The following is a 23985-nucleotide window of genomic DNA, read 5'->3' on the forward strand; positions in this document are numbered from 1 at the left end:
CCCGGATCCGGGCGGGATGCCTCTTGTTGTCCGGATGTCAGTAGTCATGGTTGCTCAGTCACGAGTAGGGTCGGTGACAATGACAGTCGACACCTCGTCCGCCGGAGATGCTGAGGTCGGGGCCGGAGCCGAGCACCTCGCCGCGGCGGTCGCGGCGGGCGAGTCCGTTCTCTCGCGCCGGTTCGGCAGTCCGATCACGCTGGTTTCGCCCGAGGACCTCGCGGGCAGCGGACCGGCCACGGTCGTCCGCGCGCGAGTGGTGTCGTCGTCGTTCGCGCTGCCACGGACGCTGGTGATCAAGCATTACCCGGACGAGCCGGAGCCGGGCGCCGCGGACCCCTTCGCCCAGGAGGCCGTCAGCTACCAGCTGTTCACGGCCCTGTCCGCCGACGAGCGGATGTGCCCGGAGCTGCTGGCCCACGACGGCCGCGACCGGGTGCTCGTGCTGGAGGACCTCGGCCGCACGGCGACCCTGGAGGACAAGCTCTACGCACGCGACTCCCGCGCGGCCGAGCGCGCGCTGCTGTCCTGGGCCCGGTCGCTGGGCCGGCTGCACGCGAGCACCGCCGGGCGCGAGGCCGACTTCAACGCCCTGCTGCGCCGCCTCGGTGGTCCGGGCAAGAGCGACCACGGTGTCGTCGACGAACTCTGCGAGCGCGTGCCGGGCCTGATCCAGGAGCGGCTCGGCATCCCGGTGCCGGAGGCGGTGCGTGAGGAGGTCGCGCACGCCGTCGAGCAGTCCCGGTCGGCGTCCTTCCGCGCGTTCAGCCCGGTGGAGCTCAGCCCCGACAACAACCTGGTCACCGGCGAGGGCGTCCGGTTCCTCGACTTCGAGTACGGCCGCGTCCGCTCCGCCCTGGTCGACGCCGCCAACCTGCGCCTGCCGTTCGCGAGCTGGCCGGACGCGCTCGCCCTGCCCGCCGGCATGAGCGAGGCGATGATCGCGGCGTGGCGCGCGGAGGTGGCGGGCGTGTGGCCCGCCTTCGCCGACGACGAGGCCCTGGCCGGGCACCTGACGACCAGCGAGCTGCTGCGGGTCTGGCTGATCACGGGCGAGGAGCTCGGCGCGCTCGACCTGTCCCACCACGCACCCCCGGTGAGCCGCGAGTCGGCCCTGGTCACGTGGTGGCGCGACCTGGCCAAGCACGCGGGCTACGTCCGGATGACGGCGGTGTCCGAGTTCTCGTCGAAGGTGGCGGCGGCGCTGGCTGCGCGGCTGGGGCCGCATGCTGACTTGGCGTTTTACCCGGCTTTCCGCTGACCTGGGCTCTGGCTCGATGGTGGCCGGCGATGGGGGTTTCGGGACGTCCAGCGTCCCGAAACCTCCATCGTCGCAAGTGGCGGCGGCTTTGGCGGCGCGGGGCGGCAGGGCGAGGCTCAGCCGACAGAAAGCGGGACTTTTCGGGCATCTGTGAGCTGAGCGTCAAAAGTTAGGCGCGGTGTCGCGGACGCGTTACCTCGTCCTCACCGCAGGTGAGCTTCCGTGCCCGATGGTCGTGGGCGTGACCGTGACCAGCCTCGAAGTCACTCCTTTCCCCGAACCCTCCCGGCCCGCGCTCGCGGCGGTGCCGGCGCTCCGCCAGGCGCGCCGGCTCGTCGTGCTCGGCGACTCGACCGCTGTCGGGCTCGGCGATCCGCTGCCGAGGCGTGGCGGCTGGCGCGGCGTCGGCCCGCTGGTCGCCGCCGCGCTCGGTGTCGGCGCCGACGGCTACCTCAACCCGTCGTTCACCGGCGCGCGGATGCGCTGCGTGCTCAGCAAGCAGGTGCCCGCCGCCGTGGCGCACCGGCCCGACGTGGCGCTGCTGGTCGCCGGCATGAACGACACCCTCCGGCCCGACTTCGACGCCGCGGCCATCGCCGCCGATCTCACCGCGGTCGTCCGGCGGCTCGGCGAGGCCGGCACCACCGTCATCCCGGTCCGGTTCCACGACCACAGCAAGGTGTTCCGCCTCCCGCCGGCCCTCAAGCGCGCGCTCAGCGCCCGCGTCGCCGAGCTGAACGCGGCCATCGACGAGGTCGTCGCCCGCGAAGGTGTGCCCTGCCTGGACCTCGACCGGCTGCCCGGCGCCTACGACCTGACGTCGTGGAGCGTCGACCGGCTGCACCCGTCCGAGCTGGGGCACCGGATGCTCGCGGCCGGCTTCACCGGGCTGCTCGCCGGCGCCGGGTTCGACGTGCCGGAGCCGGTGAGCCTCACCTGCGCCGGCGGGGTCGAGCCGAGCACCACGGGACACCTGGGATGGCTGGTGCTGAAGGGGATTCCGTGGCTGTGGCGCCGCGGCCGCGAGTTCCTGCCCTACGCCGCGGTGATCATGTGGCACTCGTTCCGCGAACGGACGCGCTGAACACCCGAAGCGCCTCCGCGTCCGAAGCGGGGTTGCGGACGAAGAAGTCCGCCCACTCCTCGATTTCGGGGTACGCACACCGCGCCGTGAGGAACCGGCACGCGTCTTCGACGTCGTACCGTGTGCGCCGCAGTTCGACGCCCTCGCCGAGCAACGCCCAGTGCGCACCGCCGGTGCCGTAGGGCATGCCGACGCTGCCGGGGTTCACGATCAGCCGCCGGTCCACCAGCCGCGTGAACGGCATGTGGGTGTGGCCGAGGACGACGACGTCCTGAACCACGCCGTCCAAGACCTCCGCCCAGCGTTCGAACGGGCTGTCGACGAGCACGATTTCGGTGTCGTCGCGCGGAGTCGCGTGGCAGAACAGCACGTCGTCGAGCGTCACCGTCAGCGGGAGCGCGTCGAGCACAGCTCGCGGTCGGCGTTGCCGCGCACCCAGACCGCGCGGTCGCCCAGCGCAACCAGCCGCTCGAGGGTTTCCACGGGCATCGGCCCGGCGAGCATGTCGCCCAGGAGCACGATCCGGTCCGCCGCCAGGACGTCGGGTTCGGCCAGGACGGCCTCCAGCGCCGGCAGGACGCCGTGGATGTCCGGGAGCACCGCGATCCGCATCCGCCCACCCTCGGGCACGGGCCGCGCCCCGGGCGACGGTTTTCGCCCAGGGCGCAACCGGTTCAGCCCGTGGTGAGCGGCAGTTCCCGGACTCCCGTCATGTTCGGGTTCACCTGGAACTTCGGCGCCTCACCGGGAATCGTGCGCAGCGCGGGGTAGCGGTCGAACAGGATGTCCAGCGCCACCCGGCCTTCGAGGCGCGCGAGCGGGGCCCCGATGCAGAAGTGGATGCCGCGGCCGAAGGCCAGGTGCGGGTTCTCCGCGCGCAGCGGGTCGAACGTGTCCGGGTCGGTGAACACGCGCTCGTCCCGGTTGGCCGCCGCCACCCACACCATCAGCATCTGGTCGGCGGGGATCGTCGCGCCGCCCAGCTCGACCTCGCGGTTCGTCGTGCGGGCGACGGCCGCGAACGGCGAGAGGTAGCGCAGCGACTCCTCGATCACCGGCGGCACCAGTGACCGGTCGGCGCGCGCCCGCTCGTCCCACTCGGGGTAGGTGTCCAGGCACAGCACGGCGTTGCCCAGCAGCATCGTGGTGGTGATGTGCCCGGCCAGCAGCAGCACGTTCGCGAAGTTGACGACCTCGTTGCGCGTCAGCTTCTCGCCGTCGAGCTCCGCCTCGACGAGCTTCGTCAGCAGGTCTTCCCTCGGCTGCTTGCGCCGCTCGTCGACGTGCCCGCCGAGGTACTCGATGAGCGCCTTCTGACCGTCGAGGGAGTTCTTGACCGACTCCTGGCGCGCCTCGCTCTGCTCCTTCAGCGAGAACTGCTCGGACGAGCTGAACAGCTTGTCCACCCAGCCCTTGAACAGGTACCGGTCGCTCGCGGGGACCCCCAGCAGCTCCGCGATCACGATCACCGGCAACGGGTAGGCCAGGTCCTCGACGAGCTCGAGCCGGCCGGAACCGCCTGCCGCGTCGAGCAGTTCGTTCGTCACGGCCGCGATGCGCGGCTCGAGGTCCGCGACGACCTTCGGCGTGAACGCGCGGCTGACGAGCTTGCGCATCTTGTTGTGCAGCGGCGGGTCCAGCTGCAGCAGGTTGCCCGCCGACATCGCCTCCAGGTCGACGTCCTGCATCATCTCCTTCGGCACCAGCCGGGTGGTGTCGGAGGAGTACGTCGCCGGGTCGCGGAGGATCTCCTCGGCTTCCGGGTGCCCGTAGACGTTCCAGAACCCCAGGTCGGCCGCGTGCTGGACGCGCTCCGCCGGTTGGGTTCCCCGCAGCCAGAACTGGGATTCGTGCAGTCCCCAGATGTCCGCCAACGTGGTGGTCATGTCCGCCCCTTTTCCCTGTGTGGCCCCGGGATCAGCCGGGGGCCCTGGTGGGATCGTGTGCGTAGATCCCCTGCCGGTAGCTCGAGACGAGCTCCTCGAGCGCCGCACTCAGGTCCGCCGCCACCTCGGCGACCGCGCGGGGGTCCGGGTCCCCGGGCGGCTCGAAGGCGGTGCGGATCGTGTAGGCGAGGACTTCCGCCTTCTCCTCCGGCGGGATGTCCTCGAACTCGTCGGAAAGCGTGTCGCCGACGTAGAAGCCGAGCGTCGAGGCGTTGAGCGCGTAGGTGAGGTTCGGGACGTCCGAGCGGACGAGCCCGTGCCGGAGCATCGTGGCCTCGAACTGCGTGCGCAGCTCGTCCTGCTGCTTGCGCAGGGCGAGGTCGCCGAGCGAGCCGAACATCTCGGCGTTGCCGCGCAGCATCGCCATCATCAGCGGACGGCGATGGGTGATCAGGAACGACGCCGAGATCATCCGGTGCGGCAGGATCATCGCCGGGTCGGCCCGGATCCCGGCCAGGATCTCGCCGGTCGTGTCGGCCGACTCACGCATCATCAGCGCCTGGAACAGCAGCTCCTTGTTGCGCCAGTGCAGGTAGACGGTGCCCTTGCCGATGCCGACCGCGCGCGCGATGTCGTCGATCGCCACCTTGCGGTAGCCCATGCGCAGCAGCAGCTCGCCCGCCGCGTCCAGGATGCGGTCGGCGCGATCGCGGTTGGGGTGGCTCATGCCTGCTCTTTCGCCGGAGTTGACCTGTTGACCGGATTCGCACTTTCGGTCAACCAGTCATCTCGACGGTAGCGCGCTCTGGAACACCACGGCAAGGGTTCTGTCGGTGCCGTCGGTTAACGTCATCCGTGTGGCACAAGACGAGCTCTTCACCGTGAACGCCGATGTGGCGCCTCCGCCCGAGCGGACGACGTCGAACGCCGACGAGCGGCAGGCGGACCCGGCGAGCTCCCCGCTGGCGGTGCGGATGCGGCCGCGGTCGCTCGACGAGGTCGTCGGCCAGCAGCACCTGCTCCGGGAAGGCGCCCCGCTGCGGCGGCTGGTGGAAGGCGCGGCGCCGGCGTCCGTGCTGCTCTACGGCCCGCCCGGCACCGGCAAGACGACGCTGGCCAACCTCGTCTCGATCGCCACCGGCCGCCGGTTCGTCGCGATGTCGGCGCTCTCGGCCGGGGTCAAGGAGGTGCGCGGGGTCATCGAGGAGGCCCGGCGGCGCCGGCAGTACAACACCGAGAACACCGTCCTGTTCATCGACGAGGTGCACCGCTTCTCCAAGACCCAGCAGGACGCCCTGCTCGGCGCGGTCGAGGACCGCACGGTGCTGCTGGTCGCGGCGACCACCGAGAACCCGTCGTTCTCGGTCGTCTCCCCGCTGCTGTCGCGCTCGCTGGTGCTGCAGCTGCGCCCCCTGACCGACGAGGACATCACGCGGCTGATCGAGCGGGCCCTGGCCGACGAACGCGGCCTCGGCGGCGAGCTGACGCTGACCGACGACGCCCGCGCCCACCTCGTCCGGCTCGCCGGTGGTGACGCGCGCCGCGCGCTGACCGCGCTGGAAGCGGCGGCGGACGCGGCGTCGGCCACCGAGGCGAAGACGATCGACCTGCCGACCGTCGAGTCCACTGTGGACAAGGCCGCGGTGCGCTACGACCGCGACGGCGACCAGCACTACGACATCATCAGCGCGTTCATCAAGTCGATCCGCGGGTCCGACGTCGATGCCGCGCTGCACTACCTGGCCCGGATGATCGAGGCGGGGGAGGACCCGCGGTTCCTGGCCCGGCGCCTGGTCGTGCACGCCAGCGAGGACATCGGCATGGCCGACCCGACGGCGCTGCAGGCGGCGGTCGCGGCCTCGCACGCCGTCCAGTTCATCGGCATGCCCGAGGGCAGGCTCGCGCTCGCGCAGGCGACGATCCACCTGGCCACGGCCCCGAAGTCGAACGCGGTCGTCACCGGCATCGACGCCGCGCTGGCCGACGTCCGCGCCGGGCTGGCCGGCAGCGTGCCGCCGCACCTGCGTGACGGGCACTACGCGGGCGCCAAGAAGCTCGGCAACGCGCAGGGCTACCGCTACCCGCACAACGTGCCGGAAGGCGTGCTGGCGCAGCAGTACCCGCCGGACGAGCTGGTCGGCCGGGACTACTACGAGCCGACCCAGCGCGGCGCGGAACGCCCGCTCGCCGAGCGCGTCCCGAAGCTGCGCCGGACCATCCGCGGGGAGCGGTAAAGGCGCCTTGGGAAAACCTTGGGAGACCCCAGGGGAACTGGACGGCTGGAGTTCGCCCGGCCGACGCGAAGCGGGCATATGCGTCGGCGAGCATCCGCGCATGGAAATCCCGAGAGTCGGCGTTCCCGACGCACTGGCCGCCCGCCTGACCATGGCCGAGCAGCACGAGTACCTCTCCCGACGTTCCCTGTTCAAGGGCGCCGCCGCCACCGGCGCGCTGCTCGCCGCCGGGCCGCTCCTGCTGCCCGGCACGGCCTACGCCGACGGCGCGAAGGTCGCCCCGGCCGGCCGTCACCTCGCCTTCGGGCGCAACCCGCGCACGGACATCCGCGTCGCGTGGCAGGTCCCGACGCGGGTGAAGAACCCGTTCCTGCGCGTGGCCGAGCACCACGACCGCCACGGATACCAGTGGGGGCACCGGATCCCCGCCGAAACGCGGGCGCTGCACTCCGAGGTCGCCGGGGTCATCGCGCCGTACGACCAGTACTACCTGCACGCCGAGGCGAGCTGCCTGACCCCGGGCCGCACCTACACCTACGCGGTCGGCCACGACGGTTACGACCCGGCGAACGGCGACGGCGGCGCTGCCGCGCTCTCGACGTTCACCACCGCGCCCGCCCGCGGTTTCCCGGCGGGGAAGTTCACCTTCACCGCGTTCGGCGACCAGGGCGTCTCGACGACCGCGCTGGCCCAGGACGGCGCGGTCGCCCAGCAGCACCCGCGCTTCCACCTGCTCGCGGGCGACATCGCCTACGCCGACCCGAGCGGCGCCGGCCTCCCGCCCGGCCCGGTGGCCGACGGCAGCCACGACCTGTACGACCCGAAGGTCTGGGACGCCTACTACAACCAGATCGAGGGTGTCGCGGCGTCCGTGCCGTGGATGGTCACCACCGGCAACCACGACATGGAAGCGCTGTACTCGCCCGACGGCTACGGCGGCCAGACCAAGCGCTGGGACTTCCCGGGCAGCGGCCCGGCCGACTGCCCGAGCGTGTACTCGTTCATCTACGGCAACGTCGGCGTGATCTCCTTGGACGCCAACGACGTTTCCTACGAGATCCCGGCCAACCGCGGTTACTCGCACGGCTCGCAGACCGCGTGGCTCAAGCGCCGCCTGCGGTACCTGCGGCTGCAGCCGGACGTCGACTTCATCGTGGTGTTCTTCCACCACTGCGCCTACTCGACGACCAACCAGCACGCCTCCGAGGGCGGCGTGCGGGAGGAGTGGGTGCCGCTGTTCGACCAGTTCCACGTCGATCTGGTCGTCAACGGGCACAACCACATCTACGAGCGCACCGACGCGCTGCGCGGCGGCCGCGTCAAGAAGAAGGTCGCGATCGGCGACACCGTCGACCCGGACCGCGACGGCACGATCTACGCCACTTGCGGCGGCGGAGGCCGGAGCGTTTACAGCTTCCCGGTGCCGGACACCTTCGACGGCGAGTTCACCAGCTACCACTGGGTGAAGGGCGGCGGGCAGGAGACGGAGACCGTCGGCTGGTCGCGCGTGCGCTACACCGGCTACTCGTTCCTCGCGATCGACGTCGAGCCCGCGTGGTTCGGCCGCAAGACCACGCTGACCGTGCGGACCCTGCGCAACGACGGCGTCGAAATCGACCGGTTCTCCTTGCGCCGCACCGCGGGCCTGCACACCGCGACGGGTGGCTTCAGCGGCCAGGCGCAGGTCGGTTCGGACCCCGGCGACGCCTGACGATCGGATGCGGGCCCCGCACAGCCGGTGCCGGGGCCCGCACCGAACGTGGGCCGCGCACTTCAAGATCATCGGGTTTCGTATGCTTCGCGCCTTGGGGCGGCCTGAACCAAGGGGGGCGGCCCAGCGAAGGCAGGAGGCATTCCCGTGCCCGCGACGCTGCAGTGCATCGTCCTGGACTGTCCCGAACCGGCTCAGCTCGCCTATTTCTACCAAGCGATCATGGGCGGCGAGGTCGACCGGCCGGACCCACGCTGGCGGGTGGACGAGGACTGGTCGACCCTGCACGTGAACGGTCTGGTCCTGGGCTTCCAGCGCGCGCTCGACTACCGGCCGCCGCACTGGCCGGACCCGTCGTACCCGCAGCAGTTCCACCTCGACTTCGAGGTCGACAACCTCGCCGAGACGCACCACCACGTGCTCTCCTACGGCGGCCGGCTGCTCGACCCCGACCTGGGCGGCCGGGGGTGGCGGGTCTACGCCGACCCGGCGGGCCACCCGTTCTGCCTCCTCGGCGACTACTGATCCCCGGTTTTCCTTGCCCTTCCGGCGTCTTTGCGAGGGATGTGCCGTAAAACCCTTCAGCGGTGCGGATCTCGAGCTGCGGGAAGGCGCCGGGTTCGGCACGATGGCGGCATGAGCATCGGATTCCTCGGTACCGGGATCATGGGCGCCCCGATGGCGGCCAACATCGCGAAGGCGGGCCTCGACGTCCGCGTCTGGAACCGCACCCGCGAGAAGGCCGAGCCGCTCGCCGACGTCGCGACGGTGGCCGATTCGGCGGCCGCCGCGGCCGAAGGCGCCGACATCCTGGTGACGATGCTTGCCGACGGTCCGGCCGTCGCTTCGGCGTTCGAAGCCGCTTCGCCCGCTTCGGGCACGCTGTGGCTGCAGATGAGCACGGTCGGGCTCGACTGGACCGACCGCCTCGCCGCGCTGGCGGAGAAGGCGGGCGTGGTGTTCGTCGACGCCCCGGTGCTCGGCACCCGCCAGCCGGCCGAGCAGGCCCAGCTGCAGGTCCTGGCGTCCGGCCCGGAGGAGGCGCGGCCCGCCGCGACCCCGGTGTTCGACGCGGTCGGCATCCGCACGCTGTGGCTCGGCCCGGCCGGCCAGGGCAGCCGCCTCAAGCTGGTGATGAACGCGTGGGTGCTGACGCTGACGAACGGCGCGGCCGAGAGCCTCGGCCTGGCCCGCGCGCTGGGCCTGGACCCGGCCCTGTTCCTGGAGACGATCAAGGGCGGCGGTCTCGACGTCGGCTACGCGCACGTGAAGGGCGCGGCGATGCTGTCGGGCGAATACCCGGCGTCGTTCCCGGCGGAGCTGGCGGCGAAGGACGCCCGCCTGGTGGTCGAGGCCGCGGGCGACGACGTCGACGTGGCGGGCGCCCGTGCGGTCCTCTCACACCTGGAAGCCGCAGTCGAGGCCGGTCACGGCGAAGAGGACATGGCAGCGCTCTACCGCGCGGTCTTAAAGGAGCGTGGCTAGGCGGTCCACGCCCAGGCCGCTCGTCATCAGGCGCTCCTTGGCGTTGCCCAGCAGCTTGCGCGTCCACGGCGTGAAACCGCCGTCGCCGACGTCGGCGAGTTCTCCGCCGAAGGACGCGTAGACCTTGAAACAGAGCCCTTCGTAGTACCCGCCCCGTCCGCCTTCGCGGTCCGGATACGGGCGGGTCGGCACGTCCACGTCGTCGAGCAGCCCGGCGAACCGCGGGTCGAGCACGGTGACGGCCAGCTCTACCGAGGAAGCGCCCAAAGCCCGGCATCCGGCCGCCATCAGCCGCGCGTGCTCGGCGACGTGCTGCCGTTCGAAGGCCAGGTTCCCGGAGTCCCGCCCGGCCGTCACCGCACCGAACAGCGAGAAGTGCGCGAACAGGCCCTCGGCGACCCGCTGGGCGCGCACCACACGCTGCACGGTCGCGAGCCGGACCACGGCGGACCCGGACCGCCGGGCGGCCGCTTCGAGCGCCAGACCGGTCGTGGGGTCGGCGGCGACCTCGGTGCCGCGGCCGGTCGGCACCACCCGGTGCTGGGCCAGCCCGGTCACCACCGAGTGGGTCCCGAGGGGTGTCAACGGCGCGAGCGTCACCGCCTCGAAACCGGCCGCCGCGGCCAGCAGCGTGTCCTCGATCCGGCGCAGCAGCGCGAACGGGAGCGGGCTGGGGCCGACGAACCGGTCGGTGCCGTACCGGCGCCGGACGTCCGCGGCCGACAGCCGGGCCGCCCGCCGCCGCGCCACCTCCAGCTGGACCGTCGTCAGGTCCGCGCCGGGCAACCCGGCCAGCACGTCGGCCGCCGCCCCGCCCGGTCCGGAGAGGACCCGGTGCCCGGGTCCGTCGTCGTGTCCCATCGCCCAGGTGTACCGCGTGGCGGGGGCGGGCGGCGACGCGTTTTCCGGCCCGCGCGGGGTGACACGGTCGGGAACCCGGCCAGGCGGTAACCTCACCAGCACTCAAGACGCCAAGTCACGTTGAACCGAGGAGGGCCCGTGTCGGCAGGGCAGATCGCCGCGTTGATCGCCGCAGGAGCATTCGTGGTGCTGGTCGTCCTGCTGGCGATCCCGCTGATCAAGCTCGGCAAGACGCTGGACGCGGCCACCGAGGCGATCGAGCGGACCAACAGCAACACCGACCCGCTGCTGATCGGCGCGAACCAGACGATCACCCACGTCAACACCCAGCTCGAGCGGGTGGACGGGATCACGTCGAACGCGCAGGCCGTCACCGGCAACGTCTCCGCGCTGACCTCGGTGTTCACCGCCACGCTGGGCGGCCCGCTCGTCAAGACCGCGGCGCTGTCCTACGGGCTCAGCAAGGCGATCCGCGCGCGCAAGAAGAAGAACGCCGCGAAAGCCGCGAAGAAGGCCGCGAAGTGAAGCGGCTGTTCTGGCTCGGCGTCGGCGTGGTCGCCGGCGTCGCGCTGTCCCGCAAGGCCGCCGAAACCGCTCGTCAGGCCACTCCCGCGGGGTTAGCATCGAACCTGGGCGAAGCCGTGCGCGAGCTGGCGGGCGCCGTGGGTTCCTTCGGCGCCGAGGTGCGCGCGGGCATGAGTGAGCGGGAGCAGGAGTTGCACGAGATGGTCGAGCAGCGGACGGGCGTGGTGACGCCGCAGGCCTCGGGCCGGCACGCCGCCGAACCCCGGCGCCCCGTCCGGCGAGCTCGCCGGGCGGAGGGCTGACCGGTCGCGCCCGCGACCGCCGAAGCCGCTCCGCCGCCGCCGTCATCCCGTACTCCGGCACCACTCACCGATCCGACCAAAAGCAGGCCGCCCTTCGAGCGGAAGCAACCGTTGCCGCGAAAGCCATCGGCCGTGGCTGTGGTTGGATCGGTGACGAACAGCACAGCAAGGACTGACCCGTGGACACACACGAAATCACCGACCGTTTCCTGCGCCATTTCGAGAGCAAGGGTCACACGCGCGTGCCGAGCGCGCCGCTGATCCTCGACGACCCGAACCTGCTGTTCGTCAACGCCGGCATGGTCCAGTTCAAGCCGTACTTCCTCGGTGAGGCGCCGCCGCCGTACCCGCGCGCGACCTCCGTGCAGAAGTGCGTGCGCACCCCGGACATCGACGAGGTCGGCAAGACCACCCGGCACAACACGTTCTTCCAGATGGCCGGCAACTTCTCCTTCGGCGACTACTTCAAGGAAGGCGCCATCGAGAACGCCTGGGAGCTGATCACCAAGCCCCAGAGCGAAGGCGGCTACGGCCTCGACCCGAACCGGATCTGGGCGACGGTCTACGAGGACGACTCCGAAGCCGCGGGCCTGTGGCGCAAGCTCACCGGGCTGCCCGGCGAGCGCATCCAGTCGCGCGACGGCAAGGACAACTACTGGGACATGGGCGTGCCCGGTCCCGGCGGCCCGTGCTCGGAGATCTACTACGACCGCGGCCCGGCGTACGGCCGCGAGGGCGGCCCGGTCGCCGACGAGGACCGCTACATCGAGATCTGGAACCTCGTCTTCATGCAGGACATCCGCGGCGAGCTGAGCCCCAAGCTCGGGCACAAGCCGATCGGTGAGCTGCCGAAGAAGAACATCGACACCGGCATGGGCGTCGAGCGCGTCGCGACGATCCTGCAGGGCGTCGAGAACGTCTACGAGACGGACCTCGTGCGCCCGGTCATCGGCCGCGCGGAGGAGTTCTCCGGCCGTCGTTACGGCAGCAACCACGCCGACGACGTCCGCTTCCGCGTGATCGCCGACCACGCCCGCACCGGCGTCCTGCTGATCGGCGACGGCGTCACCCCGGGCAACGACGGCCGCGGTTACGTGCTGCGCCGGCTCCTGCGCCGCATCGTCCGCTCCTCGCGCCTGCTGGGCGTGCACGAGCCGGTGCTGCAGGCCTTCGCGAGCGTCGTGCGCGACACGATGGGCCCGACCTACCCCGAGCTGGTCAGCGGCTTCGACCGGATCAACGAGGTCGTCCGGATCGAGGAGGAGGCCTTCCTCTCGACCCTGACCAGCGGTTCGCGCATCTTCGACATGGCGGCCGAGGAGACCAAGCGCGGCGGCGGCGACGTGCTCGCCGGCGACAAGGCGTTCCAGCTGCACGACACGTACGGCTTCCCGATCGACCTGACGCTGGAGATGGCGTCCGAGCAGGGCCTGAGCGTCGACGAGGACGGCTTCCGCACGCTCATGAACGAGCAGCGGACCCGCGCGAAGGCGGACGCGGCGTCGCGCAAGACCGGCCACGGCGACCTCTCGGAGTACCGGAAGGTCCTGGAGCAGCACGGCGAGACCGAGTTCCTCGGCTACACCGACCTGCAGGCCGAGGCGAAGGTCGTCGCGCTGCTGGAGGACGGGCAGCCGGTCCGCAGCGTCTCGGCGGGCAAGAAGGCCGAGCTGGTCCTCGACCGCACGCCGTTCTACGCCGAAAGCGGTGGCCAGGTCGCCGACACCGGCGTGCTGCTCGGCGACGGTGTCGAGCTGAAGGTCCTGGACGTCCAGAAGATCGTCCCGGGGCTGTTCGTGCACCGCGTCGAGGTGCTCGACGGCGAGATCGGCCTCGACTCGAAGGTCACCGGCTCGGTCGACGCGCACCGCCGGCTGTCCATCGAGCGCTCGCACTCCGCGACGCACCTGGTGCACGCGGCGGTCCGCGGCGCCTACGGCAAGCGCGCGGCGCAGGCGGGCTCGCTGAACTCGCCGGGCCGCATGCGGTTCGACTTCACCACGCCGGGTTCGGTCTCGGCGGACGTCCTCACCGAGGTCGAGCAGGAGGTCAACGACTACCTGCAGACCAACGTCGAGGTCAACAGCTTCACCACGACCAAGGACAAGGCGCTCGAACTCGGCGCGGTCGCGCTGTTCGGCGAGAAGTACGGCAACGACGTCCGCGTGGTCGACATGGGCGAGTACTCCCGCGAGCTCTGCGGTGGCACGCACGTGGACCGGATCGGCCAGCTGGGCCTGGTCAAGCTGGTCTCCGACGCCTCCATCGGCTCGGGCGTGCACCGCGTCGAGGCGCTGGTCGGCACGGACGCGCTCAAGTACGTCCGCAAGGAGCAGCTGCTGGTCTCGCAGCTGGCGAACACCTTCAAGGTGCCTTCGGACGAGCTGCCGGGCCGCATCGAGGACGTCCTGACCCGGCTGAAGAACGCCGAGAAGGAGATCGCCCAGCTGAAGACCCAGCAGGTGCTGGGCTCGACGGGGGCGCTCGCCGACAAGGCGGTCGACGTCAACGGCGTCTCGGTCGTCGCCGAGGTCGTCCCGGACGTCGACGGCAACGGCCTGCGCGCGCTCGCGTCGGACATCCGCGGCCGGCTCGGCGCGCGGCCCGGTGTCGTGGCGCTGTTCTCGCCGGCCGGGGAGAAGCTCAGCTTCGTCGTCGCGACGACGAAGGCGGCGCAGGACAAGGGCATCGCGGCGGGCAAGCTCGTGCCGTCGTTCGCCGGCGCGATCGGCGGTCGCGGCGGCGGCAAGCCCGACATGGCCCAGGGCGGTGGCACGAACCCGGCCGGCGCGGCCGAAGCGGTCACGGCCCTGCGCGCGGCGATCGCCGGCATTGGTTAACCGCGGAAACCGGGGCCCGGATCGGCCCGGAGTGTCCGATCCGGGCCGCGGCCGGCGGCTCGGGGTGGATGTCGGCTCGGTCCGGGTCGGGGTCGCTCTGAGCGATCCGGCCCCCGTGCTCGCGTCGCCATTGGTTACCCTCTCCCGCGATGCGACCGACGACAGTGATCTGGACCAGCTGGCCGCCCTCGTCACCGAGCACGAGGTGGTCGAGGTGATCGTGGGGTTGCCGCGCACGCTCGCCAACCGGCAGGGTCCGGCGGCCGAGCTGGCGATCGCGTATTCTGAACGCCTGGCCGGGCGCGTCGCGCCCGTGCCGGTCCGGCTGGGCGACGAGCGGCTGACCACGGTCACCGCATCCCGCATCCTCTCCCAGCGCGGGGTCAAAGGCCGCAAGCAGCGAGCGGTGGTCGACCAGGCCGCCGCCGTGGAGATCCTGCAGGCCTGGATCGACGCCGCTGCTGCGCACCGCGCCCGGGAGGGAGACCGATGAACGACGAGCAGCCTGAGCGCCCGCGCGGCCGCCGGAGGCTGCGTGAGCCGGAAGACGCCGCCCCGCCGCCGTCCCGGCCCGCGCCCCGCCGTGCCGACCCGCGTGACCCGCGGGCCGCCGAAGCCCGCCGCGCGCAGGCGCAGAGCGGGTACCACGAGCTTCCGCAGCCCTCGCGCCGTCCGCAGCCTGCGAGCGGCCAGCACGAGCTGCCCCAGCCGACTCGGCGGCAGCCGCCCGCCGCCGACCCGCGCCGCGACGTCCCGGCGACCGGGCGCCGTCGCCGGCTCGAGCCGCCGGACACCCTGCCCCCGGTCGACGACGAGCTCGATCCCCGCGCCCAGCGCGGCGCGCCCGCCCGGGCCGCCCGCGCCCGCCACGGCCTCGACGAGGGGTCCGAGGTGCAGGCGCCGGTGTCGAGACGGCGTCGCGCGGAACCGGACGAGGCCGAGGTCCAGGCGCCGCGCAGGCGCCGCCCGGTCCCCGAGCCGGAAGAGGCCGCCGAGCCGCCTCGGCGGGGCCGTCCGGCTCCCGAGTCCGACGAGATCCGGACGCGTCGCGCGGCTCCCGAACCGGTCGACGGCCTCGAAGCCCCGCAGCGGCGCCGTGCGGCCGCCGAACCGCCGGCTCCCGCCGCGCAGCCGCCCGCCCGGCGGCCCGTCCAACCGGGTGACCGCTCTGTCGGCGTGCCCGCGCCCGGCGCCGAGCCGCCGCGCCGCCGCCGCCCGCCGCCCCCGCCGGCGCGCGAAGAGCCGGTGACCGACATCATCCCGGCGCAGGCCCCGGCGCCCCCGCCCGAGCCCGTGCGCGCGCCGCGCGAGGAGCCGGCCCAGGACGACCTCTTCGCCGGGGACGAGTACGACGAATACGACGAGTACGACGGCGAATACGCCGACGACTACGACGAAACCGAGTACGACCCCGAATACGACGGGGAGTACGAGGAGGACTACGAGGGCTACGAGGACGAGCCGAAGAAGAAGCCCCGGAAGAAGAAGGGCAAGCGCGCGCTCGGCTGGATCGCCGCGGTCGCGGTGATCGTCCTGCTCGCGGGCGGCGCCTACTACGGCTTCAACCGGTTCTTCGGCTACGAGGACTACGACGGTGCCGGCGACGGCGACGTCCTGTTCCAGGTCGACGACGGCGACTCGACGTCGGCGATCGGCACCAAGCTCACGACGGCCGGCGTCGTCGCCAGCAGCAAGGCCTTCGTGAAGGCCGGTGCGGACAACCCGAAGCTGTCGAAGATCCAGCACGGCTTCTACGTCATGAAGTCGCACATGTCCGGGGCCAGCGCGGTCGACCGGATCGTCTCGCCCACCGCCCGGGTGGGGCAGCTGGAGGTCCGGCCCTACACGCAGTTCGACGACATCACCCAGCCCGACGGCAAGGTCACGCCCGGCGTGTACAGCCTGATGGCGAAGGCGTCGTGCGCGCAGCTCAACGGCAAGAGCACCTGCGTCACCTCCGACGACCTGCGCAAGGTCGTCGACGGCGCGGACCTCAAGACGCTCGGCGTGCCCGACTGGGCGATCGACGACGCGAACAAGGCCGACCGCAAGGACCGCAGGCTGGAAGGCCTGATCGCGCCCGGGCTCTACGACGTCCGGCCCGGCGCGAGCCCGCAGGAGATCATCGGCCAGCTGGTCCGCAGCTCGACCGAGGCGATCCAGAACGCCGGCCTGAGCCCGCAGTCGACCGGCCCGGGCAAGACGCCGTACCAGACGCTGATCATCGCCTCGATCATCGAGCGCGAGGCCGTGAAGGCCGACTTCGGCAAGCTCTCGCGGGTGATCTACAACCGGCTGTCGACCAACATGCGGCTGCAGATGGACTCCACCGTCAACTACGTGCTGGACCGGCCGACCCTGGCGACCAACGACGCGGACCGGACCCGGGCCGGGGCGTACAACACGTACAAGATCCCGGGCCTCACGCCGACCCCGATCTCGGTGCCCAGCCCCGAGGCCATCCAGGCCGCGGTGCACCCCGTCGCGGGTGACTGGGTGTACTTCGTGAAGTGCGAGAAGAACGGCCTGTCCTGCTTCGCGGTCTCGTTCGACGATCACAAGAAGAACGTCGAAAAGGCCAAGGCGAACGGTGCCTTCTGAGCTCCGGCGGGCCGCGGTCCTGGGCAAGCCGGTGGCCCACTCGCTGTCCCCGGTGCTGCACGGCGCCGCGTTCGGCGCGCTCGGCCTGACCGGCTGGACGTACGAGCGGATCGAGACGGGCGCCGAGGACCTCCCGGCGCTCGTCGACGGCCTCGGCCCGGAGTGGGCCGGGCTCTCGGTCACCATGCCGGGCAAGCGCGCGGCGCTGGACCACGCGGACGAGGTGACGCCGCGCGCGGCCGCGGTCGGCGCGGCCAACACCCTGGTCCGCACCGCGAAGGGCTGGCTCGCGGACTGCACCGACGTCGAGGGTGTCACCGGTGCCCTGCGCGCGGCGGGCGGGTACACGCCGACGTCGTCGGACACCGCGATCGTGCTCGGCGCCGGCGGTACCGCGGCCGCGGCGGTCGTCGGTCTGGCGGCGCTGGGGGTGCGTCAGGTGCGCCTGGTCGTGCGGGATCCCGCCCGGGCTGCCGAAACCCTCGACGCGGCGAAGCGCGCTTCGCTCGACGTCGACGTGCTGCGGTGGGACGGAACGGACTTCGCGGCGCTGGCGGCGGAAGCCGCGGTGCTCGTGAACACCGTGCCGCCGGACGCGGTCCGGCCGCACGTGGCCGGCCTGGCGGCGGTCGCGCACGTCCTCGACGTCATCTACCACCCGTGGCCGACGCCGCTCGCCGAGGCCGTCGCGGCCCGCGGCGGCAAGCTCGCCACCGGGCTGGACATGTTGCTGCACCAGGCGTTCGGCCAGGCCGAGCACTTCACCGGCCGCCCGGCGCCGCGCGCGGCGATGCGCGACGCGCTGCGCGAGGCGACCGGGAACATGCTGCCGCTCCCGATCGGGTAAATCCGCTTGCCCCGGGTTGATATTCTGGCCGACTGCCTTCAGCAAGGGGGTCTACCGGAATGACCAGTCAAGAAGCACTCGACGACAGCCAGTTGGAGAACGCCTGGGTCGGCGGCGAGCCGCCGAAGCTCGACTCGACCGTCACCCTCGTGGACTACGACCCGGAGTGGCCGAAGCTCTTCGAGCGCGAAGCCGCGCGGATCCGGGGTGCGGTGGGGGAGCGGGCGCTCGTCCTCGAGCACGTCGGCTCGACGTCGGTGCCGGGCCTGTGCGCCAAGCCGTGCGTCGACATCCTCCTCGAGGTGCCGGACTCCGACGACGAGGACGCCTACCTGCCGGCGCTGGAAGGCGCGGGCTACCGGCTCGTCATCCGCGAGCCGGACTGGGAGAAGCACCGCTGCTTCAAGGGCCCGGACACGAACATCAACCTGCACGTCTACTCACCCGGCAACGGCCAGACGCCGCGCTACCGGCTCTTCCGCGAACGGCTGCGCTCGCACCCGGAGGAACTGGCGCTGTACGCGGCGAAGAAGCGTGAGCTGGCCGCGCGGGAGTGGAAGTACGTCCAGAACTACGCCGACGCCAAGACCGAGGTGATCGAGGAGATCATCGGCCGGGCGCGGGCCGAGCAGTACGACGCCTACAGCGAGGCCTACGCCGAGCACGCGGGGAAGTCCGTCACCAACGCCCTCTACGACCGGCCCGCGATCGTGGACCTGGCCGGCGACGTCGAGGGCAAGCGCGTGCTGGACGTCGGCTGCGCGGCCGGGCACCTGAGTGCGCTGCTGGCCGGGCGGGGCGCGGACGTCCTCGGGGTCGACGCCAGCGCGGGCATGATCACCGTCGCCCGCCGGAAGTTCGGCGACGTCGCCCGCTTCGAGCAGGCGGACGTCACGCGGCCGCTGGCCGTCGAGGACGGCTCGATCGACGTGATCACCGCGTCGCTCGTGCTGCACTACCTGAAGGACTGGGGCGCCACCCTCGCCGAGTTCCGGCGGGTGCTCAAGCCCGGCGGGGCGCTCGTGTTCTCGGTGCACCACCCCGGCGAGGACTGGCACTGGTTCGACAAGGAGAACTACTTCGAGGTCGAGCTGCTCGACGACGACTTCGGTCTCGAAGGCATCGAGCACCCGGTCCAGTTCTACCGGCGGCCGCTGAGCTGGACGTTCGAGGCGGTCCGCGACGCCGGCTTCGCCGTCGACCGCCTGGTGGAGCCGATGCCGGTGCCGGAAGCCGAGGACGCCGACCCGAAGTGGGCGAAGAACCTCCGGACCAAACCGCGGTTCCTGTACTTCAGGGCGGTCAATCCCGCTTAGCGAGGTCCTGGATCAGGTCGACGATCTCCCGGCTGACCGGGCGGAAGACCCGCAGCCGGGAGAGCGCGGCCAGCCGGGCCAGCAGCGGGACGCTGCGCTCCACCAGCATCTTGCTGCGCTTCTCCCGGGCCGAGCGGTCGTGCACCCAGAAGAGCACGACGCCCATCTGGAACAGCCAGAGCAGCTCCGGCAGCTGCGCGCGCAGCTCCGGGTCGAGCTTGACGTCCGAGCCGTCGACGACCTCGCGCATCAGCTCGATCGAGGCGTCGCGGGCGGGCGCGGACTCGTCGCTGAACGGGCTCAGCGGCGACTCCGGGTCGGCCGCGTTGACGAAGAACTGCGTCCCGAAACGGTGGTAGGGCTCGGCCAGCTCCAGCCAGCAGAGCAGGACGGCCTTCAGCCGCTCGGCGAACCGGGGCTCGTCCGCCAGCAGGGCGCGGGCGGCGTCGAGGTGCAGCCGCGCGATCTCGTCGTAGAACCCCTGGATCAGCTGTTCCTTCGAGGAGAAGTAGTAGTACGCGTTCCCGACCGAGACCCCGGCCTCCGCGGCGATCGCGCGCATCGTCGTGCGGTCGTAGCCGTTCTCGGTGAACAGCCGCATGGCGGTGGTGACGATCAGGGACCGCGTTTCCTCGCTCTTCGGCACGCTCTGCACGTTAGTGCCGCTCACGTCAGGGCGCGGGGAAGGGCGGGACCTGCGGGCCGGGCGCGCCGGGGTACGGGACGGGCCGTCCGGCGAACACCGGCGCGGGAGCGGGTTTGGGGGCCAGGTGGCGGCGGCGGATGCCGTTGAACACCAGCACGTTGAACAGGTGCATGACACCGAGCACGAGCGCGACGACACCGACTTTCACCGACAGCAGCTCGAACACCTCGCGGGCACCGTGCACGTCGGCGTGGCTGGTCAGGAAGAGCGTCACGAAGCCGAGGCTGATCAGGTAGAAGCCGACGACCAGCAGCTGGTTGACGGCGTTGGCCAGGCCGGGGCTGTCCTCGAAGACCTGGGTGAGGAAGGTACGGCCGTGCTTGCTGAGCGTCCGGGCGACGAGCACCGTCAACGGGATGCTGATCAGCAGGTAGAGCGCGTAGGCGACAACAACGGGTTCCATGGTCCCTCCAAGTTTTGAACGTGTTCAACAGGGACGGTAGCCCTAGTTTTGAACGTGTTCAAGAGAGCTGGGTCACGTCGCCTGTTCACCTGACGCTCACTCGGCGGGGCGCTTCGGCGCATAAGGTGGCCGCCGACTGGGAGGTAAGACCGTGAAACGCATCGCCGCAGGGCTTACGGTGGCCGCGCTCGTCGCGCTGGCCGTGCCCGCCACCGCTTCCGCGAATTTCGGGCAGAGTGTCCGCTTCGCCACCTTCAACGCGTCGCTCAATCGCGCGGCCGCCGGGCAGCTGCTGAGCGACCTGTCGACGCCGGGCAACGCCCAGGCGCAGGAGGTCGCGGAGGTCGTGCAGCGCAACCGCGCCGACGTCCAGCTGATCAACGAGTTCGACTACGTGCCGGGCAACGCCGCGGCGGACGAGTTCCGCAAGAACTACCTGGCCGTGGGCCAGCACGGCGCCCAGCCGATCGACTACCCGTACGCCTACACCGCGCCGGTCAACACCGGCGTCCCGACCGGCTTCGACCTCGACCGCGACGGCACGGTCGGCGGCGGCAACGATGCCCAGGGCTTCGGGACGTTCGAGGGCCAGTACGGGCTGCTCGTGCTGTCGAAGTACCCGATCGACGTCGCGCACGTCCGGACGTTCCAGAAGTTCCTCTGGAAGGACATGCCGGGCGCGCTCCTGCCGGACGACCCGGCGACGCCGGCGCCGCACGACTGGTACAGCCCGGCCGAGCTGAACGTGCTGCGGCTGTCGTCGAAGTCGCACTGGGACCTGCCGCTGAAGATCGGCCGCTCGACCGTGCACTTCCTGGTGTCGCACCCGACACCGCCGAGCTTCGACGGCCCGGACGACCACAACGGCACCCGCAACCACGACGAGATCCGCTTCTGGGCCGACTACACGACGCCCGGCAAGGGCGGTTACCTCTACGACGACCGCGGGCACCGCGGCGGCCTGGGCGCGGGGGAGCGGTTCGTCGTCGCGGGCGACAACAACTCCGACCCGCTCGACGGCGACAGCGTGCCCGGCGCCATCCAGCAGCTGCTGAACGCGCCGCGGGTGATCCAGACCCGCCCGGGCAGCCGCGGCGCGGTGCTGGCCGCCCAGGCCCAGGGCGGCGCGAACGTGGGCCAGAAGAGCGACCCGTTCTACGACACGGGCGACTTCAGCGACGTCACACCGGGGAACCTGCGCACGGACTACGTGCTGCCGTCGAAGGGCCTGCTGCCCTGGCACGCCGAGGTGTTCTGGCCGGTGCCGTCGGACGAGCTGTCCCGGCTGAACGACGCGTCCGACCATCACCTGGTCCGCGTGGACGTCTTCGTGCCGCTACGGTGAGATCATGCGGATCGCCATTCTCGACGACTACCAGGACGTCTCCCGCACCTTCGGGGACTGGGACTCGCTGGAGGCCGACATCACGGTCTTCACCGAGCCGCTGGACGACGTCGTCAAGCAGCTGCAGGGGTTCGAAGCGGTCGTCGCGATGCGCGAGCGGACCCGGTTCACCGCCGAGGTCCTCGACCGGCTGCCCGACCTGAAGCTGCTCGTCAGCACCGGCAAGCGCAACGCGGCCATCGACGTCCCGGCCGCGCGGCGCAACGGCGTCGTCGTGTCGGCCACCGGGTACATCGGTGAGCCGACCGCCGAGCACACGTGGGCGCTGATCCTCGCGGCGTCGCGCAACCTGCCGCAGGAGTTCCGCTCCATGCGCGAAGGCGGCTGGCAGACGGGCGTCGGCACCATGCTGCACGGCAAGACGCTCGGCCTGCTCGGCCTCGGGCGGCTCGGCGCGGGCGCGGCGAAGATCGGTCAGGTCTTCGGGATGGAGACCATCGCCTGGAGCCAGAACCTGACGCCGGAGAAGGCGGAGCCGCACGGCGTCACCGCCGTGTCCAAAGAGGACCTGTTCGCCCGCTCGGACGTGCTGTCGATCCACCTCGTGCTCAGCGACCGCAGCCGCGGCCTGGTCGGCGCGGGCGAGATCGCGGCGATGAAGCCGGGCGCGCTGCTGGTGAACACCTCGCGCGGCCCGATCGTCGACGAAGCGGCGCTGGTGGACGCCTTGCGCCGCAAGGTGATCCGCGCGGCGATCGACGTCTACGACACCGAGCCGTTCCCCGCCGACCATCCACTGAGGACACTCGAGAACGCGACCCTCACCCCGCACATCGGCTTCGTCACGCGGGAGGTCTACGAGATCTTCTACGGCGACGCGGTCGAGGACATCGCCGCCTTCCGGGCGGGTTCCCCGATTCGCGTGATGGAGTAAAGCGTGCGGCCCGCCGGGGCCCGAGGTCCCCGCACCGGCCCGGCGGCGGGCCCGCACCCCTGAATGACACCACCCGGGCCACGGCGCGGGCAGGGTCTTTGGACCCTGCCCGGCGCGGCCATCCGGTTGAACGCGCGGTGCGGGTTGGTCGTGAGTGAGAAACAGTGTTCTGACACGGTTTCTCACTCACGACCGGCGAGGCGCCGCCGCGGCAGGAAGGCGGCCGGGACCACGCACACGGCCGTGATGGCCACGGCGAGCCAGAACGTCGTGCCGTAGCCGCCCGCCGGGTCCGCGGTCAGGTTCGACTGCAGCAGCACGGCGAACAGCGCCAGCCCGAACGGGCCGCCCAGCTGCATGAACGTCCGGATCGCCGACGTCGCGCGCGGTGCCTGGGCCGGATCCAGGTCCTGGTACGCCGTGCTCATCGTCGGCACCAGGACCGCGCCCGTGCCCAGCCCGCTGACCAGCAGCGCCACACTCACCCAGACCAGGTTCGACGACGCCGTCAGCCCGGTCAGGGCCAGCGCGCCCGCCGCGCACAGCACCAGCCCGCCGGCCACGATCGTCCGCGGCGCGATCCGGTCCAGCAGCCGGCCCGCGAGGATCAGCGCCAGCGCCATGCCCAGCCCGGACGGCCCGACCAGCAGTCCCGCGTGCGCCGCGCCGAAACCGCGGGTCTGCTGGTAGTACAGCGGCATCAGCAGGCCGACCCCGAACATCAGCATCCCGGCCACCAGCAGCGTCCCCGCCGACGCCGCGAACGGCCGGGACCGCAGCAGCCGCAGGTCGAGGATCGGCTCGCGGCGGGTCGTCAGCGCGTGCCCGGCGAACGCCGCCAGCAGCGCGACCCCGAGCCCGGCGGGCCACAGCACCTCCGGCGCGGTGAAGCTCCCGTGGTCACCGGCCCGCGAAAGCCCGTAGGCGAACAGGGCGAGGCCGGGGGAGAGGAGCGCCACGCCCACGACGTCCAGCGGGGCGCCGCCCGGGCGGCGGGTGTTGGCCGGCACGAACCGCAGCGACAGTGCGAACGCCGCGACGCAGATCGGCACGTTGACGTAGAAGATCCAGCGCCACGACGCGCCGTCCACGAGCAGGCCGCCGACGAGCGGGCCGAACACCGGTCCCAGCAGGGACGGCAGGGCGACCAGGCCCATCAGCCTGCCGAGTTCCTCGGGCCGGGCGCGCTGCACCAGCATCGCCTGGCTCAGCGGGATCAGCATCCCGCCGCCGAGCCCTTGCGCGGCCCGGAAGGCGATCAGGGCACCGGCCGACCAGGCTGCCCCGCAGGCGACCGACCCGGCGAGGAACAGCCCGATCGCGCTCAGCCAGACGGCCTTGGCGCTGAACCGGTCGGCGGCCCAGCCGGTGGCCGGGATCGCCACGCAGAAGGCCAGCAGATAAGCCGTGCCGACCCACTGGATCGCGCTCAGCGTGCCGCCGAACTCGCCCAGCAGCGCCTTCACCGCGACCGCCGTCATGGTGGCGTCGAGCTGGACGGCGAGGGTGATCAGCAGGACGGGCACGGCCATCCGGACGAGCCCGGGCGAGAGCCGCGGACGGGGTGAGGTGGTGGTCATCGATTCCTCCCAGTAAACATTTACTGCGCGACGGACACGAAGAAATCAGAGGCGGGTCGAGCGG

The 23985-nt window shown here is 71.7% G+C and carries 23 protein-coding genes; 15 read left to right on the forward strand and 8 right to left on the reverse strand.

The window, feature by feature from the left end:
- Positions 1–79 precede the first annotated feature (79 nt).
- The gene (locus tag ACIOD2_RS29570; RefSeq protein ID WP_400544955.1) at positions 80–1261 is read left to right on the forward strand and encodes a phosphotransferase; all 1182 of its coding nucleotides are present in this window, start codon (positions 80–82) and stop codon (positions 1259–1261) included.
- Between the two features lie 229 nt (positions 1262–1490).
- The gene (locus tag ACIOD2_RS29575) at positions 1491–2345 is read left to right on the forward strand and encodes an SGNH/GDSL hydrolase family protein (RefSeq protein WP_400546172.1); all 855 of its coding nucleotides are present in this window, start codon (positions 1491–1493) and stop codon (positions 2343–2345) included.
- Here ACIOD2_RS29575 and ACIOD2_RS29580 read toward each other — a convergent pair.
- From ACIOD2_RS29580 to ACIOD2_RS29595, 4 genes are all read right to left on the reverse strand, one after another.
- A complete protein-coding gene (locus tag ACIOD2_RS29580; protein WP_400544958.1) occupies positions 2311–2754 on the reverse strand; it encodes a metallophosphoesterase family protein in 444 nt (147 codons plus the stop codon). The two genes, ACIOD2_RS29575 and ACIOD2_RS29580, sit on opposite strands and share 35 nt — an antisense overlap.
- A complete protein-coding gene (locus ACIOD2_RS29585; RefSeq protein WP_400544960.1) occupies positions 2733–2957 on the reverse strand; it encodes a metallophosphoesterase family protein in 225 nt (74 codons plus the stop codon). Before ACIOD2_RS29585 ends, ACIOD2_RS29580 begins: the two co-directional genes overlap by 22 nt.
- Positions 2958–3019: 62 nt before the next feature.
- Positions 3020–4231, reverse strand: coding sequence for a cytochrome P450 (locus tag ACIOD2_RS29590; RefSeq protein WP_400544963.1), 1212 nt, complete (start codon positions 4229–4231; stop codon positions 3020–3022).
- A 31-nt stretch (positions 4232–4262) separates the two neighbouring features.
- Positions 4263–4958 (reverse strand): TetR/AcrR family transcriptional regulator, encoded by a 696-nt coding sequence (locus tag ACIOD2_RS29595; protein WP_400544966.1) that lies wholly within the window; start codon positions 4956–4958, stop codon positions 4263–4265.
- 130 nt (positions 4959–5088) lie between these two features.
- On the opposite strand from ACIOD2_RS29595, the gene ACIOD2_RS29600 reads away from it, so the two are divergent.
- The 4 genes from ACIOD2_RS29600 to ACIOD2_RS29615 all read left to right on the forward strand — a co-directional run bounded on the left by ACIOD2_RS29600 (position 5089) and on the right by ACIOD2_RS29615 (position 9661).
- A complete protein-coding gene (locus tag ACIOD2_RS29600) occupies positions 5089–6465 on the forward strand; it encodes a replication-associated recombination protein A (RefSeq protein ID WP_400544969.1) in 1377 nt (458 codons plus the stop codon).
- Between the two features lie 100 nt (positions 6466–6565).
- Positions 6566–8176: a purple acid phosphatase family protein gene (locus tag ACIOD2_RS29605; RefSeq protein WP_400544972.1), complete on the forward strand. Its 1611-nt coding sequence runs from the start codon at positions 6566–6568 to the stop codon at positions 8174–8176.
- Positions 8177–8323: 147 nt separating this feature from the next.
- A complete protein-coding gene (locus ACIOD2_RS29610; RefSeq protein ID WP_323335212.1) occupies positions 8324–8701 on the forward strand; it encodes a VOC family protein in 378 nt (125 codons plus the stop codon).
- 111 nt (positions 8702–8812) lie between these two features.
- Positions 8813–9661 carry an NAD(P)-dependent oxidoreductase gene (locus ACIOD2_RS29615; protein ID WP_400544975.1) on the forward strand — a complete coding sequence of 283 codons (849 nt, stop codon included), beginning with the start codon at positions 8813–8815 and terminating at the stop codon, positions 9659–9661.
- Here the strand turns inward: ACIOD2_RS29615 and ACIOD2_RS29620 are convergent.
- The gene (locus ACIOD2_RS29620) at positions 9644–10522 is read right to left on the reverse strand and encodes a hypothetical protein (RefSeq protein ID WP_400544978.1); all 879 of its coding nucleotides are present in this window, start codon (positions 10520–10522) and stop codon (positions 9644–9646) included. The two genes, ACIOD2_RS29615 and ACIOD2_RS29620, sit on opposite strands and share 18 nt — an antisense overlap.
- A 138-nt stretch (positions 10523–10660) precedes the next feature.
- On the opposite strand from ACIOD2_RS29620, the gene ACIOD2_RS29625 reads away from it, so the two are divergent.
- From ACIOD2_RS29625 to ACIOD2_RS29655, 7 genes are all read left to right on the forward strand, one after another.
- Positions 10661–11047 carry a DUF948 domain-containing protein gene (locus ACIOD2_RS29625; protein ID WP_328458559.1) on the forward strand — a complete coding sequence of 129 codons (387 nt, stop codon included), beginning with the start codon at positions 10661–10663 and terminating at the stop codon, positions 11045–11047.
- Entirely contained in the window at positions 11044–11349 is a 306-nt protein-coding gene (locus tag ACIOD2_RS29630; protein WP_400544982.1) for a hypothetical protein, read from the forward strand. Before ACIOD2_RS29625 ends, ACIOD2_RS29630 begins: the two co-directional genes overlap by 4 nt.
- 179 nt (positions 11350–11528) lie before the next feature.
- Positions 11529–14189, forward strand: coding sequence for an alanine--tRNA ligase (alaS, locus tag ACIOD2_RS29635; RefSeq protein WP_400544985.1), 2661 nt, complete (start codon positions 11529–11531; stop codon positions 14187–14189).
- A 31-nt stretch (positions 14190–14220) separates the two neighbouring features.
- Positions 14221–14682: a Holliday junction resolvase RuvX gene (gene ruvX, locus ACIOD2_RS29640; RefSeq protein WP_247049109.1), complete on the forward strand. Its 462-nt coding sequence runs from the start codon at positions 14221–14223 to the stop codon at positions 14680–14682.
- A complete protein-coding gene (mltG, locus tag ACIOD2_RS29645; protein WP_400544990.1) occupies positions 14679–16790 on the forward strand; it encodes an endolytic transglycosylase MltG in 2112 nt (703 codons plus the stop codon). Before ruvX ends, mltG begins: the two co-directional genes overlap by 4 nt.
- Complete coding sequence (locus tag ACIOD2_RS29650) at positions 16780–17637, forward strand: shikimate dehydrogenase (RefSeq protein WP_400544993.1); 858 nt, start codon at positions 16780–16782, stop codon at positions 17635–17637. The genes mltG and ACIOD2_RS29650 overlap by 11 nt, the downstream gene beginning before the upstream one ends.
- A 59-nt stretch (positions 17638–17696) precedes the next feature.
- A complete protein-coding gene (locus tag ACIOD2_RS29655) occupies positions 17697–18953 on the forward strand; it encodes a GrpB family protein (protein WP_400544996.1) in 1257 nt (418 codons plus the stop codon).
- On the opposite strand, the gene ACIOD2_RS29660 is transcribed toward ACIOD2_RS29655, so the two are convergent.
- Together ACIOD2_RS29660 and ACIOD2_RS29665 are read right to left on the reverse strand one after the other, a co-directional pair.
- Positions 18940–19599 carry a TetR family transcriptional regulator gene (locus ACIOD2_RS29660; RefSeq protein WP_400544999.1) on the reverse strand — a complete coding sequence of 220 codons (660 nt, stop codon included), beginning with the start codon at positions 19597–19599 and terminating at the stop codon, positions 18940–18942. The two genes, ACIOD2_RS29655 and ACIOD2_RS29660, sit on opposite strands and share 14 nt — an antisense overlap.
- A gap of 25 nt (positions 19600–19624) precedes the next feature.
- Positions 19625–20062 carry a hypothetical protein gene (locus ACIOD2_RS29665; protein ID WP_400545002.1) on the reverse strand — a complete coding sequence of 146 codons (438 nt, stop codon included), beginning with the start codon at positions 20060–20062 and terminating at the stop codon, positions 19625–19627.
- A 151-nt stretch (positions 20063–20213) separates the two neighbouring features.
- Between ACIOD2_RS29665 and ACIOD2_RS29670 the strand changes: the two genes are divergently transcribed.
- A complete protein-coding gene (locus ACIOD2_RS29670; protein WP_400545005.1) occupies positions 20214–21407 on the forward strand; it encodes an endonuclease/exonuclease/phosphatase family protein in 1194 nt (397 codons plus the stop codon).
- Between the two features lie 4 nt (positions 21408–21411).
- Positions 21412–22341 (forward strand): D-2-hydroxyacid dehydrogenase family protein, encoded by a 930-nt coding sequence (locus ACIOD2_RS29675; protein WP_400545008.1) that lies wholly within the window; start codon positions 21412–21414, stop codon positions 22339–22341.
- Positions 22342–22523: 182 nt separating this feature from the next.
- Here the strand turns inward: ACIOD2_RS29675 and ACIOD2_RS29680 are convergent, their stop codons facing one another.
- Positions 22524–23921, reverse strand: a complete 1398-nt coding sequence (locus tag ACIOD2_RS29680) for a DHA2 family efflux MFS transporter permease subunit (RefSeq protein ID WP_400545011.1) — start codon at positions 23919–23921, stop codon at positions 22524–22526.
- Between the last annotated feature and the right edge of the window lie 64 nt (positions 23922–23985).

Source organism: Amycolatopsis sp. NPDC088138, from assembly GCF_044741685.1.
GTDB lineage: Bacteria > Actinomycetota > Actinomycetes > Mycobacteriales > Pseudonocardiaceae > Amycolatopsis.